The organism is Amycolatopsis sp. DG1A-15b (genome assembly GCF_030285645.1).
GTDB lineage: Bacteria > Actinomycetota > Actinomycetes > Mycobacteriales > Pseudonocardiaceae > Amycolatopsis.
This window is the reverse complement of sequence record NZ_CP127296.1, coordinates 7,761,377-7,776,009: the sequence shown is the minus strand read 5'-3', so window position 1 is coordinate 7,776,009 and position 14,633 is coordinate 7,761,377. Positions and strand designations below refer to the sequence as shown.

The window sequence follows — 14,633 nt, the reverse complement described above, 5'->3', positions numbered from 1 at the left end:
TTCCAGTAGGGAGTCCTTCCACCGTGAGCGAGTCCACGAGCGCCACGTACGCCGCCGCCGGCGTCAGCATCGACGCCGGCGACCAAGCCGTCGAGCTGCTCAAGCCGCACGCCGAGCGGGCGACGCGGCCCGAGGTCATGGGTGGCGTCGGCGGTTTCGCCGGGCTCTTCTCCCTGAAGCTCGACAAGTGGAAGGAGCCAGTGCTCGCGTCGTCGACCGACGGCGTCGGCACGAAGATCGCGGTCGCGCAGGCGCTCGACAAGCACGACACCGTCGGCATCGACCTGGTCGCGATGGTGGTCGACGACCTGGTCGTGACCGGGGCCGAGCCGCTGTTCCTGCAGGACTACATCGCTGTCGGCAAGGTCCACCCGGAGAAGATCGCCGCGCTGGTCGGCGGCATCGCCGAGGGCTGCGTCCGGGCGGGCTGCGCGCTGCTCGGCGGCGAGACCGCCGAGCACCCGGGCCTGATGGGCGAGCACGACTACGACATGTCGGCCACCGGCGTCGGCGTGGTCGAGGCGTCGCAGCTGCTCTCGCCGGAGAAGGTCCGTCCGGGTGACGTCGTGCTGGCCCTCGAGTCGTCGGGCCTGCACTCGAACGGCTACTCGCTGGCCCGGCACGTGCTGCTGGACATCGCCCGGATGCCGCTCGGCGGGTACGTCGAGGAGTTCAGCCGCACCCTCGGCGAGGAGATGCTGGAGCCGACGCGGATCTACGCGAAGGACTGCCTCGCCCTCGCCGCGGAGACCGAGGTGCGGACGTTCGCGCACATCACCGGCGGCGGCCTGGAGGCCAACCTCGCCCGGGTCATGCCGCGTGGCCTGGTCGCCCGGCTGGACCGCGGCACCTGGACGCCGTCCGCGGTGTTCGCGCTGATCGGCCAGCGCGGCAAGGTCGAGCGCGCCGAGCTGGAGAAGACCTTCAACATGGGGGTCGGCATGGTCGCGATCGTCGGCGCCGAAGACGTCGACCGGGCGCTGGCCATGCTGACCGCGCGGCACGTCCCGGCGTGGGTGCTGGGTGACGTCCAGCCCGCCGACGACGTCGACGGCCCGCGCGCGGTGCTCTCGGGCGACCACCCGCGCTTCTGACAGCGTTTCTGAAAAGCGCCTTGATCGCGGCTGTCACACTGGTGTCATGGCAGCCGGAGACGTGGTGGTCGGCTCCCGGTTCACGATCCCGGGAGCCGAGCTGAACGAGCGCTTTTCGCGGTCGTCCGGCCCTGGCGGCCAGGGGGTCAACACCACGGATTCGCGGGTCGAGCTGTCGTTCGACGTCGCTGGTTCACCGTCGATCCCCGAACATCTGCGGGACCGGGTGCTGGCCGGGCTCGGCGCCCGGCTGGTCGACGGCGTCCTGACGATCGCGGCCAGCGAACACCGCTCCCAGCTGCAGAACCGCGAAGCCGCGCGCGGCCGCCTGACGAACCTGCTGCTCGACGCGTCGGCCCCGCCCCCGGCGAAGCGGCGCCCCACGAAGCCTTCTCGCGGTTCGAAGGAGCGCCGCCTGGCGTCGAAGAAGCGCCGGAGCGACGTGAAACGAGGCCGCTCCGGCCGCTTGAACGACTAGCTCAGCGACAGGTGCACGCACTCGCCCGCCGGCCGGTAGCCGACCCGGGCGTAGACGTTCCCGATCCCCAGGTCACCGGGGGTGAGGAACGCCGTGTGGGCCCCGGCCTCGTGGACCTGGCGCGTGAGGTGCGCGGTCAGCGCCGCGGCGATCCCACGGCCCCGGTACGGCTCGAGCACCGCGATCCCGGCGATCTCGGTGGTGCCGTCGACGATTTCGAGCGCGAGCCCGCCGCCGACGACTTCCCCCGTTTCGACGTCCTCCGCCAGGAGATGCCGGACACCGGTGCCGGACCGGAGTTGCTCGACCTCGTCGTCACCGATCTCCGCGGGTTCGCCGAACGCCGTGTGCTGCGCCGACCGCATGCGCCGGAAGTCCTCGGCGGACCCCGGCGCGCGCAGCCGGATGCCGGCCGGGACCGGCCGGTCGACCCGCGCGGCCGGCGCGCACGTCATCAGCGGCACCCGCCGTTCGAGCTCGTACCCCGCTCCGACCAGCAGTTTCTCCAGGTCGGGTGCAACGTCGGTGAAGTACTCCAGCCGCGGGAGCAGGTCCCGCCGCCGGTAGGCCGCGGTCAGCGCGTCGATCTCGGCCGCCGTCGGCTTCGCGCCGTCGTCCGGGATCGCGTAGTTGAGCATCGGGTGGGGCGTGCCCGGCGAGTAGGTCGCGAGGAACGGACCGACCCGCTCGCTCTCCCGGCCGCGCGGTGCGGTCGTGCGGACATAGGCCTGAATGGCGGACATGTGAGCCCTTTCGAAAAGCACGTCAAGGAACCGCAGCCCTGGGACGGGCATGCGGGCAGGGCGCTGGGCGTCGGGCCTAGCGGGGGCCGACGCCGGAGGGGGCGCCAGGCATAGGCAGTCATTCCTTGAACTCGAAGTGGCTCTTCGCGGCCATGGTCGCACGGCCGGCAAGCGGATTACCGGCGTTCGGGGTACGCGATGGTGCACTGTCCACAGTGGAGCATGGAGCCTGTGGACAACCCTGTGGATGAATTCGAGGGAAAAGTGTGAAAGTGCTGCGGCGCAACGAGAAGACGCGGAGCTGGCCTGTGTACTACTTCGCGGCCAGTTCGCGCGCCTGCTCGAGCAGGCGCTGAAGGTGCAGGCCCCGCCGGACGTCGCAGGGGTGCGTCGTCGTGCCGCTGGCGATCATCGCCGCGAAATCGTCCAGCAGTGCGGTGTAGGACTCCTGCGCGGAGCCCGGTTTGCGGCCGAGCGTCCGGTAACCGTGCTGTCCCCAGACCGCGACTTCGACGACGGTCGGCTGCACCGGCAGCCGCAGCGAGAGCGTGGCCGTGCTGACCACGCCGCCGTCGTGCGCCAGCATCAGGTGCCAGAGGTCGCCGGGGCTCTGGCGGGCCGCCACCACCTCGGTGATCGGGCCGAGCGCGGCGTCCAGCATGTCGAGTGCGTGCGGGCCGATGTCGAACAGCGCGCCGCCGTCGTCCTGCCGCCACGCCGAGGCGGCGTACTGGCCGCCGAGCAGCGCGCCGGACAGCCAGCGCGCACCGCCGCCCGCCCAGCCGCCCGCCTGGGCGAGACCGGCGAGCCACTCCTGGGTCTGCGCCGAGTAACGCAAGGTCAGCACCACGAGCGCGGCCACGTCGGCGGCCGCGACCGCGTCGGCCAGCCGTCGCGCGCCGTCGAGGTCGGCGGCGATCGGCTTCTCCAGGATCAGGTGCTTCCCGGCCTCGGCCGCGCGCACGCCCAGCTCGGCCTGGATCGACGGCGGAACGGCGAGCGCGACCGCGTCCACCTGCTCGAACAGCTCCTCGACGCTGCCGGCGACGGCCGCGCAGTGCGTCTCCGCAAGCGTTTGCGCCGCCTCCGGCCGCCGGGCCCAGACCGCGGTCAGCGCCGTGCCGGGGTGATCCGCCAGTCCGGGCGCGTGGATCGTCGTGGCCCACGGGCCGGCGCCGATCAGGCCGACGCGCAGCTGTCCGTCCGCGTTGAGCTGTCCCACGGCCCGCAGTCTAGGTGTGTCCCGCGTCGCTCCGGAACCGCACCTGTGCCGGGCGCCGACGTGGTTAAAGTGCCTGCATGATCGCCTCCCGCCTATCCCGGCTCGTCACCGTCTTCGCCGTGCTGCTCGGCGCCGGCCTCATCGGGGTCGCGCCCGCTTCGGCGACGGGCACCGACGGGGCCTGCCCGGAGGGCGGTGGCGTGACGGTGGTCGTCGATTTCGGCGACCTGGGTCCCGGGTCATTGGTCCGCTGCGCCCCCGGGACGCCCGCGAACGGCGTCGCGGCCTTGCAGGAGGCCGGGATCGAGGTGGCCGGCTCCCAGAAGTACGGCCTCGCCGTGGCCTGCCGGATCAACGGACAGCCCGGTCCCGACGTCGAGTCGTGCGCGGGGATGCCGTCGGCGACGGCGTACTGGAGCTACTGGCACGCCTCCGCCGGAGGCAGCTGGACGTCGAGCCAGGAAGGCGCCCAGACGGCGAAGCCGGTTCCCGGCGGGTTCGAAGGGTGGGCGTTCGCGCGTCCGAAGTCGGCGAACGACCTGCCGGCGCCGCCGCGGGTGCCGCCGGTCCGGCAGGTTTCCTCGCCGGCTCCCGCTCCCGCCGCTGACCAGGGCAGTTCGTTCCCGTGGGGCCTGGTGATCGGGGCGGTCGTGATCGTGCTGGTCGGCGGCGCCGGGCTCGTCGTCGCCCGTCGCCGGCGTGCGCAGTAGGGCGCTGCACCCCGGCGCCTGGTGGGCCTGGGCGCTCGCGCTGGCCGTCGCCGCGAGCCGGACGACGAACCCGCTGCTGCTCGGCCTGATCATCGCCGTCGCCGGGTTCGTCGTCGCGAACCGGCGTAGTGACGCGCCCTGGGCGCTGGCGTTCCGGCTGTACGTCTACGTCGGCGCGCTGATCGTCGCCTCCCGCGTGCTGTTCCGGATCCTGATCGGCGGCGAAGACGGCGGCCACGTGCTGTTCACGCTGCCGCGGATCCCGCTCGCCGCCGGGTTGTCCCTGTTCGGGCCGGCGTCGGCGGAGGAGCTGCTCGGCGGTTTCTACGACGGCCTGCGGCTGGCGACGATGGTCGTCTGCGTCGGCGCGGCGAACGCCCTGGCCAACCCGAAACGCCTGCTCAAGGCGGTCCCGGGGGCGTTGTACGAGGTGGGCACGGCGGTGACGGTGGCGTTGACGGTCGCCCCGCAGCTCGTCGAGAGCGTCCAGCGCGTGCGGCGCGCCCGGCGACTGCGGGCGGGCCGGTCTCGCGGGCTGCGGGCGGTCAAGGGCATCGTGGTGCCGGTGCTGGAGGACGCGATGGACCGGTCCCTGCGGCTGGCGGCCGCGATGGACTCCCGGGGCTACGGCCGCCGGGCCTACCTGAGCGCCGGGCTGCGGGTGCTGATCGCTTCCTGCGTCCTGGCCGGGCTGATGGGCGTGTGCGTCGGCGTCTACGGCGTGCTCGACGGGACGTCGTCCTGGCTCGGGGTGCCGTTGCTGGCGGCCGGCTTGGTCGTGGCCGTCGCCGGCTTCGTGCTCGGCGGCCGCCGGGTGCGGCGGACGGCGTACCGGCCCGACCCGTGGCGGTGGCCGGAGACGCTGGTCGTCGCGGCCGGCGTCGGGGCGTGCGCGCTGCTCTTCGCGACCGCGCGGATCGACGCGGGCCGGTTGTTCCCTTCGCTGAGCCCGCTGCGCTGGCCGGAGCTGTCCTGGGCGCACGCGTTGTCCGTGCTGGTCGCGGTGCTGCCGGCGTTCGTTTCGCCCCCTGTTCCGGAGGTCGTCCGATGATCGAGTTTTCGCGGGTCACGGTGACCTACCCGGACGCCTCGCGGCCGGTGCTGTCGGACGTGTCGCTGCTGGTCGAAGAGGGTGAGCTGTGCCTGGTCGCGGGGCCGACCGGGGCGGGCAAGTCGACGTTCCTCGGCGCGCTCAACGGGCTCGTCCCGCACTTCACCGGCGGCCGCCTTTCCGGCCGGGTCGTCGTCTCCGGCCTGGACACGGCTCGCTACCCGCCTCGCGAGCTGGCTTCGGTCGTCGGCGTCGTCGGGCAGGACCCGCTCGCGGGGTTCGTGACGGACACCGTCGAGGAGGAACTCGCGTACGCGATGGAGCAGCTGGCGGTGCCGCCGGACGTCATGCGCAAGCGCGTCGAGGAGACCCTGGACCTGCTGGGCATCGCGGAGCTGCGCAACCGTCCACTGCGGACACTGTCGGGCGGTCAGCAGCAGCGCGTGGCGATCGGTTCGGTGCTGACGGCGCACCCGGCGGTGGTGGTGCTGGACGAGCCGACGTCGGCGCTGGACCCGACGGCGGCCGAGGACGTGCTGGCGGCGATCACCCGGCTGGTGCACGACCTGGGGACGACGGTGATCGTCGCGGAGCACCGCATGGAGCGGGTGGCGCAGTACGCGGACCGGCTGCTGTACCTGCCGGGCGACGGTTCGGTGCGCTCCGGACCGCCGGCCGAGATCTTGGCGACGTCGTCGATCGCACCCCCGATCGCCGAGCTGGGGCGGCTGGCGGGCTGGTCGCCGCTGCCGCTGTCGGTGCGGGACGCGCGGCGGGTCGCGGGGCCCCTCCGCGACCGGCTCGCGCCGAGCCGTCAAAAACTGTCGGTGGTGGGTCGTAGCCTTTCGGTGACCGGTTCGGCACTGGATGTGAGAAGGGTGGTGGTCCGATACGGAGATGTCCTGGCGGTGCGCGGGGTGGACCTGCGTGTCGGGCCGGGAGAGGTGGTCGCGCTGATGGGACGCAACGGCTCCGGCAAGTCGTCGCTTCTCTGGGCGGTGCAGGGCAGCGGCCCGAGGTCGGCGGGGAAGGTCGACGTCGGTGGCGCGGACCCGGCAGCGCTCAAGCCACGAGTGGCCCGTCAGCGCGTGGGCCTGGTCCCGCAGACCCCGGCCGACCTGCTATACCTCGATTCGGTGGACGCCGAGTGCGCACAGGCGGACGCCGAGTCTGAGGTCCCGGCAGGAACGGCCCGGGCCCTGCTGGACCGGCTCGCCCCCGGAATCGCCGGCGAAGCGCACCCCGGCGACCTTTCGGAAGGGCAGCGGCTGGCGGTGGTGCTGGCGATCCAGCTGGCGTCGGCCCCACCGCTGGTCCTGCTCGACGAGCCGACGCGCGGCCTCGATTACCACGCAAAAAGGCGCTTCGCGGCAGCCCTGCGAGAGCTGGCCTCGCAGGGCCACGCGGTAGTGCTGGCAACCCACGACGTCGAGTTCGTGGCAACGGCGGCCGACCGCGTGGTGGTCATGGCCGAGGGCGAGGTGGTAGCGGACGGCCCGACGAAGGAGGTGATCGTCGCCTCGCCGGCCTTCGCCCCGCAGGTGGCGAAGATCCTCGCGCCGCAGCAGTGGCTGACGGTGGACGAGGTAGCGGAAGCGCTGGCATGAGCACGCGGAGGGCGGGGAGGGGGCGGGGGCGGGCGGGGGGCCAAGGTCAACGAGCGCACTCGGCCGCTGGTCTGCGGGTCGCGGCTGGCGATGGCTCGCGGGTCGTGGTTGGTGGCCGCTCGGAGGTGTGCAGCCGCTCGGGCGCTGGCCTGCGGGCCGCGGTTCGGCCTGCCTCGCAGCTGCGCGACCGCTCCGGCGCCACCACTTGCATCGCCGCTGTCGGCGCGCCGCACATGCCGGCAGGCGCCTCTGCGCGCTCCGGTATGCCCGGCTGGCTCGCGCGGAGCCATCCCGCGCTGCTCGGCGCGGCGGCCGAGCGTCCAAAGACGCCTGGCGATGCCCCGCGGATTCCGGCGCCCACAGCCAGCCACCAGCTCGCAGCCGCCTCACACCCACCCGATGCTCCGCGGCACTCGCCGATCAGCGCGGACCCACCCGCCGGCGCTCCCGAAGCGGCTGCGGTGACACCGGCATGACCGACTTCCTCGGCCCACCGCCTCGCACTGTTCGCCTGACTCCGCGGCCCGCGCTGGTCCTCAGCGTCGCGAGCGTTCTCGGGCTGGCCATGTTCTGCTGGCCTCTGCTCGCCCACCCGCAGCCGACCGCGGCCGCGCACACCGCTGACGCGCCCTTCGTCTTCATGGCGACCCTGCCGGTGCTGCTCCTGGTCGTGCTCGCCGAACTTTCCCGCGGTGGCATCGATGCCAAGGCGCTCGCCCTCCTCGGGGTGCTCTCGGCCGTCAACGCCGGGCTTCGGCCTCTCGGGGCCGGCACCGGGGGCATCGAGCTGGTCTTCTTCCTGCTCGTCCTCGCCGGCCGGGTCTTCGGGCCCGGGTTCGGGTTCGTGCTCGGCTCGACCTCGCTGTTCACCAGTGCGCTGCTCACCGCCGGTGTCGGGCCGTGGCTGCCGTTCCAGATGCTGGCGTCGTCGCTGGTCGGGCTGGGGGCCGGGCTGCTTCCGCGGAAACCGCGCGGCAAAGCCGAGATCGCCCTGCTCGTCGGGTACGGCGTCTTCGCGGCCTACTTCTTCGGGCTGCTGATGAGCCTGTGGTCGTGGCCGTTCCTCGCCGGTGACTCCGCGCAGCTCGGCTTCGTGCCCGGTGCGCCGCTGGTGGAGAACCTCCACCGGTTCGCCGTCTACACCGTCCTGACGTCGACCCTCGGCTGGGACACCGGCCGGGCGATCACCAACGCGGTCGCGATCGTCCTGCTCGGGCCGGCTGTCCTGGCCGTACTACGGCGCGCCGCGAGGCGCGCCGCCTTCGACGCGCCCGCGACGTTCAGTCAGCCGTAGGAGTAGAAGCCGCGGCCCGTCTTCTTGCCGAGGAGGCCCGCGTCCACCATGCGCAGCAGCAGCGGCGGTGACGAGTACAGCGGCTCCTTGAACTCCGCGTACATCGAGTCCGCGATGGCCTTGACCGTGTCCAGCCCGATCAGGTCGGACAGCCGCAGTGGGCCCATCGGGTGGGCCGTGCCCAGCTCCATGCCGCGGTCGATGTCCTCGGCCGAGGCGAAGCCCGACTCGATCATCCGGATCGCCGAGAGCAGGTACGGCACCAGCAGCGAGTTCACGATGAACCCGGCGCGGTCTTGCGAGCGGATCACGGTCTTGCCCAGCGCCGTCGTCGCGTGGTCTTCCGCGCGGCGGGCGGTCTCCTCGCTGGTCAGCAGCGAGGGCACCAGCTCCACCAGCGGCAGCACCGGCACCGGGTTGAAGAAGTGGATGCCGACCACCTGCTGCGGCCGGCTCGTCGCCATGCCCAGCTTCATGATCGGGATCGACGACGTGTTGGACGCGAACAGCGCGTCCTCGGCCTCGACGATCTTGTCCAGCTGGCGGAAGACGTCGATCTTCGCCTGCTCCTGCTCGAGGATCGCCTCGATGACCAGGTCGCGGTCGGCGAACTCGGCGATGTCCGTGGTGAACCGGAGCCTGGCGAGCGCCGCGTCGGCGTCCTCGGTGGTCAGCTTGCCGCTCTTGACGCCGCGTTGCAGCGACTTCTCGATGCGTGCCCTGCCCGCGTCGAGCGCCGGCTGGTTCACCTCGGTGATCACGACGTCCAACCCGGACCGTGCGTGCACCTCGGCGATACCGGACCCCATGAGGCCCGCCCCGACGACTCCAACCCGACTTACCACCGGCTCACTCCTTCGTCGCTTCGCAGCCCGCGCGCCTCATTCGGACAACACTGTGGACGCGTTTGTGGGCAGCACACGACGCGCGAGGGCGCTCGCCGGACGTGCCGGCTTCGCCCTCGCGCGTTTACGCGTGCTCAACGACGGTACTCGTCGTACCCGTCGTCGTACGGGTCTTCATACCCGCTGTCGGCAGGCTCCTCGTGGTGGTTGTCACTGGAGGAGTTACTCGACAGCTCGCGCTGCAAAGCATCGAAGTCGGTCTCGTGCGAGCTGTACTTGAGCTCACGCGCCACCTTCGTCTGCTTGGCCTTAGCCCGGCCGCGCCCCATGGCTCGACCCCCTCGCACAGGGGCGGGGCGGCCGGGGGAATCGGCGGCCCCGCATCGTCTCGACAATTATTTCCTGCTCACACCGTACCGTGTCCCGGGGGTTGGATGCGACGTGGCACGGTGTGCCGGTCACGACAGTGTTCGCCGGACACCGGTTACCGGCCGGTCGGTGGCGATCGGTGCAGGTAGACGTGCCACGATCTACCCGTGCTTCGTCCCTTCGTGGCTTACCTGCGGGTGTACGAACCCCTGCTCGCCCTGGGCGATCCGCCGGACGAGCGGCTGCGTGCGGCCGTCGCCGCGGCCAAGCTGCGGCGGACGGACGCGGGCGCACGGGAGCAGGCCATGTGGCTCAGGTCACAGGTGGCCGCGCCGCGGCGGCTGCTGCCCGCCGAGCTCGCCGACGGCCGGCCGGCGCCGAGCCTGCTGACCGACGTCCTGGTGCTCGACCCCGCGGAAGTGCCGGGCGGCAAAGCCGAGCACGGCCCGCTCGTCTGCCCGCTGGAGCTGCGGGCCCGCTCGGCGGCCGCGCTGGTCACCTTCCTCGGCGACGCGCACCCGGCGCTGAAGAACGTCGTCCTCGACGAAGGCGGCTTCACCCAGGAGACGATCCGCGCGCGGACGAAGTCGGCGATGGTGGACCTGAGCACGTCGGCGGCGCACACGTTGTCGACGACCTGGACCGTCCCGCTGCCGTGGTTCGTGCTGATCGAGCCGGAGGAACGGCGCCTGGTACTGGGCGACGGCCGGGCCGACCCCCGGCGCGAACTGTCCTGGCGGGCGACCCTCGCCGACGCGCAGCACCGCGCCCGCGAGGCCGGTGAGCTGCTGGAGCAGACCTTCGGCGACTCCGGGCCGGGCCGCGTGCTGTTCGAGACGCGCCGGTGGCTGGACAACTTCCACGCGGACTCGGTGGTCGAGCTCGACTACGGCGGCCTGGTGCAGTTGTTCACGGACCCGGTCCTGGAAGCCGACAACACGGCCGACGAGGTCCACGACATCCTGGACGCCCTGCGCTCGGGCAACGTCGAGGAGCTGGCCGAACTGTTCTCGGACCTGCGGGAGTTCTGGGGCGACGTGGCCGCCCGCGAACGCGCCAACTAGGGGAGCCGGACGGTCCGGCGGCTTCCCGGCCCGGAACTGTCGGTGCCTCCCGGTAGCGTGGAAAACGGGGGCTGCTCAGCCACGCCGATCAGCCACGGCGCGCGAAGCTGCACCGCCGCCCATCAGCGCAACTCCGGCACCCGGATCTCGCCGACCGGCCGCCCGCCACCCAAAACCGCAGGCCGGGCCAGCTCGTCGAGCCCCGACACGTCCGCCCCGAGGTACCGCAGTGCCTCCACCGCCAATGGCGCGCAAGCCCGCTTCGCGCCGTCGTCCACCTTCATCGCCACCGCGAACCCGTCCGGTAGCGCGAACGCCTGGACCCCTTCCGCGCCGGCCTTCGCGACCAGACCCTCCACACCGGACATCAACGCCGTGTCTTCGCGGCCCGTCCCCGCCACCAGCCACGGGTGCGCCCGCATCGCCGAAGCGACCTCCGCCGAAGGGCCCTCGGAAGCACCGGCGATCCGGCCGAAAGCACGAGCCAGCCCCGTCAGGGAGAACGCGAACAGCGGCGCGCCACAGCCGTCGACACCCGTGTGGGCGATCGGCTCGCCGGTCAGCTCCGACACCGCACCCGCGATCGCCTGCTGAAGGGGATGGTCCGGCGCGGCGTACCCGGCCACCGGCCAGCCGGCCCGGACGCAGGTCGTCAGCATCGCCGTGTGCTTGCCCGAGCAGTTCATCATCACCCGGCGCGGCTCGGCCGCGTCGCGCATGCTCGGCACGTGGAGGGGGAAGTCCGGTGGGCACGCCAGGTCGTCTTCGCGCAGGCCGGCCGCGTCCAGCAGCTCCAGCACCCGCTTCACGTGCCCGGGCTCGCCCGAGTGGGACGCGCACGCCAGCGCCAGGTCCTCGCCCGTGAAGTCCAGGCCCGCGCGCAGCATGCCGACGGTCTGCAGCGGCTTGTTCGACGACCGCGGGAAGACGGGTGAGACCACGTCGCCGAGGGCCAGGCGGGCCTCGCCTTCCGGACCCGTGATCACGAGGGCGCCTCTGTGGACGCTTTCGACGAAGCCGGAGCGGACGACTTCGGCGAGCACGGGGTCGGTCACTCGCCGCGGCCGCCTTCGTTCTCCAGCAGCTCGTCCACTGTGGCCGATCCCTGCTGGTAGCGCTGGGCGATCTCCGCGTTCAGCGTGTCCATCACGCCTTGGACCTCGCGGCGGAACGACGACACCGACAGCTCTTCGCGCGCGTAAGTGTCCAAAGCGGAGGCGAGTTTTTCGTCCGACAGGGACTCGACGTCGGTCAGGTCCGTGTCGCCGATCAGGGCCTCGGCGTGGCGCCGGTGCTCGCCCGCGCGGGACGGCTCCAGCTGCTGGTGACGCCCCGAACCCGCCGCCGGGCCCAGTGCGTTGTCGGCCAGGATCGTGGCCAGCTGGTCGACGATGCTCGCTTCGCCGCCGGAACTGCGCCGCGCCTGTTCAGCGCGCACGATGTCGATCCGGGCGTGCAGGAGACGCCGCAGGTAGGACAGGTCGGTCTCTTCTTGCGCGGCTTCGTCGCGCCGCTCGCGCAGCACCTTCAGCGGCAGATCACCCAGGCCGCTGAGGTACCCCGGGCCGAGCACGCGGTCGATCCGCCGCCTGCCGCCGGGCCGCACTTCGATCACAGCGCAGTTTATCCCGGTTGAGCGTGATCTCGCTGTCAGGGGCTTTCCTTCAGCCACGGAGTTGCGCCGCCGCCGCACGCCCCGGTGCGGGCTGTTCCGCGGGCACGGAGTCGGGGTCGATCGCCGCCTGGACGAGGTTGTCCTCCGACCCCGCCAGCAGCTCCGCACCCACCGGGGTCGACCGCTTGACCAGCGCCAACGCGATCGGGCCGAGCTCGTGGTGCTGGATCACCGTGCCGATCCGGCCGACCGTGCGGCCGTCCAGCAGCACCGGGTCACCGGTTTCCGGGGTGATCTCGGGCGATCCGTCGAGGTGCAGCAGGAGCAGGTTCCGCGGCGGACGTCCCACGTTGTGGACTTTCGACACCGTTTCCTGGCCGCGGTAGCAGCCCTTCGCGACGTGCGCGGCCGAGCCGACCCAGCCGACCTCGTGCGGGATCGTGCGGTCGTCGGTGTCGACGCCCAGCCGCGGCCGCACCGACTCGACGCGCAGCGCGTCGAACACCCAGCTGCCCGCCGGCCGCGCGCCCGCGTCGGTGAGCCGCTTCCACCAGTCCGCGAGCGCCTCGCGCGGCACCGCCAGGTCGACGCTCGACCGGCCGGGCCACGGCATCCGCCGCGCGAACCCGCCACCCGGCAGCGCCGCCACCGCGTACGGTTCCGGGCCGACCTCGGCGCCGGCCGCGCTCAGCACGCGCTCGGCGTCCGGGCCGAGCACGGTGAGCAGCGCGAGCTCGCCGGTCGCGTCCCGGATGTCCACCTTGGACCAGAACTTCATCGCCTCGAGGTACTCGCGAAGCGTCTGCGGGCCGCCCTTGGGCAGCGCGCTCGTCACGCTCGGGCCGGGGTCGGTGTCGAGGTACACCGTGCCGTCGAGGTGCGCCAGCACCATGTGCGTCTCCACGCGGCCCTGGCTGTCGAGGACCAGCGCCTCGGTGCCGGAGCCCTCGGCCAGCCCGGTCACGTGCTGCGAGATCACCAGGTGCAGCCACGACAGCCGGTCTTCGCCGGTCACGGCGAGGAACTCGCGGTGCGACCGGTCGATCACGACCACGCTGCGCGAGGCCGTCCGCTGCTCCGCGAACGGGTCTCCCCAATGCCAGGGGACGCCGGCTTCGGGGTGGTCGTCAGGGGAAGGGATCGATCGGGGCACGTCCAGCAGCGGCGAGCGGTACGGCATACCGTCCAGCCTAGGTGAGTACTGTGTCCTCCGTGCGCGTGCTCGTCTTCCTGGACGGAACCCCGGCCGACCCCGACGTGGCCCAGATCAAGGTCGACGACCTCGGGCTGATGCGCGGCGACGGCGTCTTCGAGACGATCCTCGTCGTCGACGGCAAGCCCCGTGAGCTCCGGCCGCACCTCGAGCGGCTGGCCCGTTCGGCCGCCATGCTCGACCTGCCCGAGCCCGACCTCGCGGCCTGGGAACGGGTCGTTTCCCTGGTGCTCGAAAGGTGGACCGGCAGCCCCGAAATGGTGCTGAAGCTGGTGTACACGAGGGGATCCGACGGCGACCCGGCCGCGGTGCCGACCGGCTTCGCGCTCGGTTCGGAGGTCGCGCCGTCGATCATCAAGGCGCGCGCCGAAGGCGTCGCCGCGATCACCCTCGAACGCGGTTTCCCGCCGGATCTCGCCGAGCGCGCGCCGTGGCTGCTGCTCGGGGCGAAGCCGTTGTCGTACGCGGTGAACATGGCCGCGGTGCGGGAGGCGGGCCGCCGCGGTGCCGAAGATGTGATTTTCACCGCGGCCGACGGTTCGGTGTTCGAAGGGCCGACGTCGACCGTCGTGCTCGCGAAGGGCCGCACGCTCTACACACCGCCGTCGAGCATCGGGATCCTGCCGGGCACCACCCAGGCCGCGGTGTTCCGCGGCGCCGAGAAGGCGGGCTGGGCGGTCAAGGTGGAGCCGCTGACCGTGCGCGACCTCGTCGAGGGCGACGGTGTGTTCATGGCCTCCAGTGTCCGCAAGCTGACCCGCGTGCACACGCTGGACGGCGAGCGGCTGCCCGATTCCGAAGCGGTGTACGCCGAGCTCGTCGCGGCCTACGAAGCCGAATACGCCTGACCCTGGGTGATCCGGACGACCGCGGGGGCGACCTCTTCGGCCCGGTAGGCGGCGATCTTGTGGTGGCCGTCGATGATCAGCTCGCGTTCGCCGCCGGCCAGCACCACCGCGACCGGCCGGTGCCCGGTGCGGATCGCGGTCCGGTAGTAGCCGACGCGGGCCTCGTCCGACGGCGGCCAGGCGTCGGTCGGCGTGAGCAGCTGGTCATCCGGCAGCCGTTCCGGGCCGCTCACCCGGTAGTCGCCGTCGACGAGCAGGTCGAGGACCGGTCCGAGCGTGGTGGCCAGCGGACGGCGCAGCTGCCCGGTGGCCAGCGCGATCCGCAGCGACTGCGGCAGCTCCGCCCGCGCCCGCGCGTTCACGTCGAGGAAACCCGTGCCACCGCTGATCGTCACCTGTTCCACGTTTATGAGGACGGGCGACGGCGCGCCGAGGTTCCAGCCCCTACCCGGACGGGTGCACCGGGTGACGCGGGTCTCA

16 protein-coding genes are annotated in these 14,633 nt (G+C 72.4%); 8 read left to right on the top strand and 8 right to left on the bottom strand.

From position 1 onward, the window contains the following. Window positions 1-23: 23 nt before the first annotated feature. Together purM and arfB are read left to right on the top strand one after the other, a co-directional pair. Window positions 24-1,094: a phosphoribosylformylglycinamidine cyclo-ligase gene (gene purM / locus QRY02_RS35860; RefSeq protein ID WP_285987213.1), complete on the top strand. Its 1,071-nt coding sequence runs from the start codon at window positions 24-26 to the stop codon at window positions 1,092-1,094. A 46-nt stretch (window positions 1,095-1,140) separates the two neighbouring features. Continuing rightward, entirely contained in the window at window positions 1,141-1,572 is a 432-nt protein-coding gene (arfB, locus tag QRY02_RS35855) for an alternative ribosome rescue aminoacyl-tRNA hydrolase ArfB (RefSeq protein ID WP_285987212.1), read from the top strand. Here arfB and QRY02_RS35850 read toward each other — a convergent pair. Together QRY02_RS35850 and QRY02_RS35845 are read right to left on the bottom strand one after the other, a co-directional pair. Next, window positions 1,569-2,315 carry a GNAT family N-acetyltransferase gene (locus QRY02_RS35850; protein WP_285987211.1) on the bottom strand — a complete coding sequence of 249 codons (747 nt, stop codon included), beginning with the start codon at window positions 2,313-2,315 and terminating at the stop codon, window positions 1,569-1,571. The two genes, arfB and QRY02_RS35850, sit on opposite strands and share 4 nt — an antisense overlap. A 313-nt stretch (window positions 2,316-2,628) precedes the next feature. Further along, window positions 2,629-3,537, bottom strand: a complete 909-nt coding sequence (locus QRY02_RS35845) for a Gfo/Idh/MocA family protein (RefSeq protein WP_285987210.1) — start codon at window positions 3,535-3,537, stop codon at window positions 2,629-2,631. Window positions 3,538-3,614: 77 nt separating this feature from the next. Here QRY02_RS35845 and QRY02_RS35840 point away from each other — a divergent pair, with 77 nt between their 5' ends. The 4 genes from QRY02_RS35840 (at window position 3,615) to QRY02_RS35825 (ending at window position 8,199) form a co-directional block, all read left to right on the top strand. After that, window positions 3,615-4,247, top strand: a complete 633-nt coding sequence (locus QRY02_RS35840; RefSeq protein ID WP_285987209.1) for an SCO2322-related protein — start codon at window positions 3,615-3,617, stop codon at window positions 4,245-4,247. Next, window positions 4,237-5,298, top strand: a complete 1,062-nt coding sequence (locus QRY02_RS35835) for a CbiQ family ECF transporter T component (protein WP_285987208.1) — start codon at window positions 4,237-4,239, stop codon at window positions 5,296-5,298. The genes QRY02_RS35840 and QRY02_RS35835 overlap by 11 nt, the downstream gene beginning before the upstream one ends. Then, window positions 5,295-6,905 (top strand): ABC transporter ATP-binding protein, encoded by a 1,611-nt coding sequence (locus tag QRY02_RS35830; protein ID WP_285987207.1) that lies wholly within the window; start codon window positions 5,295-5,297, stop codon window positions 6,903-6,905. Before QRY02_RS35835 ends, QRY02_RS35830 begins: the two co-directional genes overlap by 4 nt. A 472-nt stretch (window positions 6,906-7,377) precedes the next feature. Then, on the top strand, window positions 7,378-8,199 hold the full coding sequence (locus QRY02_RS35825; RefSeq protein ID WP_285987206.1) for an ECF transporter S component family protein: 822 nt from the start codon (window positions 7,378-7,380) through the stop codon (window positions 8,197-8,199). Here the strand turns inward: QRY02_RS35825 and QRY02_RS35820 are convergent. Together QRY02_RS35820 and QRY02_RS35815 are read right to left on the bottom strand one after the other, a co-directional pair. Next, window positions 8,190-9,044, bottom strand: coding sequence for a 3-hydroxybutyryl-CoA dehydrogenase (locus tag QRY02_RS35820; RefSeq protein ID WP_285987205.1), 855 nt, complete (start codon window positions 9,042-9,044; stop codon window positions 8,190-8,192). The genes QRY02_RS35825 and QRY02_RS35820 overlap by 10 nt on opposite strands. 134 nt (window positions 9,045-9,178) lie before the next feature. Continuing rightward, window positions 9,179-9,373: a DUF3073 domain-containing protein gene (locus QRY02_RS35815; protein ID WP_285987204.1), complete on the bottom strand. Its 195-nt coding sequence runs from the start codon at window positions 9,371-9,373 to the stop codon at window positions 9,179-9,181. Between the two features lie 207 nt (window positions 9,374-9,580). Here QRY02_RS35815 and QRY02_RS35810 point away from each other — a divergent pair, with 207 nt between their 5' ends. Then, window positions 9,581-10,477, top strand: coding sequence for a DUF8083 family protein (locus QRY02_RS35810; RefSeq protein ID WP_285987203.1), 897 nt, complete (start codon window positions 9,581-9,583; stop codon window positions 10,475-10,477). A 122-nt stretch (window positions 10,478-10,599) separates the two neighbouring features. Here the strand turns inward: QRY02_RS35810 and QRY02_RS35805 are convergent, their stop codons facing one another. Genes QRY02_RS35805 through ygfZ form a run of 3 tightly spaced genes read right to left on the bottom strand, consistent with a single transcriptional unit; the run spans window position 10,600 to window position 13,272 of the window. Further along, on the bottom strand, window positions 10,600-11,532 hold the full coding sequence (locus tag QRY02_RS35805) for an asparaginase (protein ID WP_285987202.1): 933 nt from the start codon (window positions 11,530-11,532) through the stop codon (window positions 10,600-10,602). Next, a complete protein-coding gene (locus tag QRY02_RS35800; RefSeq protein WP_285987201.1) occupies window positions 11,529-12,092 on the bottom strand; it encodes an RsiG family protein in 564 nt (187 codons plus the stop codon). The genes QRY02_RS35805 and QRY02_RS35800 overlap by 4 nt, the downstream gene beginning before the upstream one ends. Before the next feature lie 49 nt (window positions 12,093-12,141). Next, window positions 12,142-13,272, bottom strand: coding sequence for a CAF17-like 4Fe-4S cluster assembly/insertion protein YgfZ (gene ygfZ, locus QRY02_RS35795; RefSeq protein ID WP_285987200.1), 1,131 nt, complete (start codon window positions 13,270-13,272; stop codon window positions 12,142-12,144). A 32-nt stretch (window positions 13,273-13,304) separates the two neighbouring features. Here ygfZ and QRY02_RS35790 point away from each other — a divergent pair, with 32 nt between their 5' ends. After that, on the top strand, window positions 13,305-14,153 hold the full coding sequence (locus QRY02_RS35790; protein WP_285987199.1) for an aminodeoxychorismate lyase: 849 nt from the start codon (window positions 13,305-13,307) through the stop codon (window positions 14,151-14,153). On the opposite strand, the gene QRY02_RS35785 is transcribed toward QRY02_RS35790, so the two are convergent. After that, complete coding sequence (locus QRY02_RS35785) at window positions 14,132-14,557, bottom strand: hypothetical protein (RefSeq protein WP_285987198.1); 426 nt, start codon at window positions 14,555-14,557, stop codon at window positions 14,132-14,134. The two genes, QRY02_RS35790 and QRY02_RS35785, sit on opposite strands and share 22 nt — an antisense overlap. Window positions 14,558-14,633 lie beyond the last annotated feature (76 nt).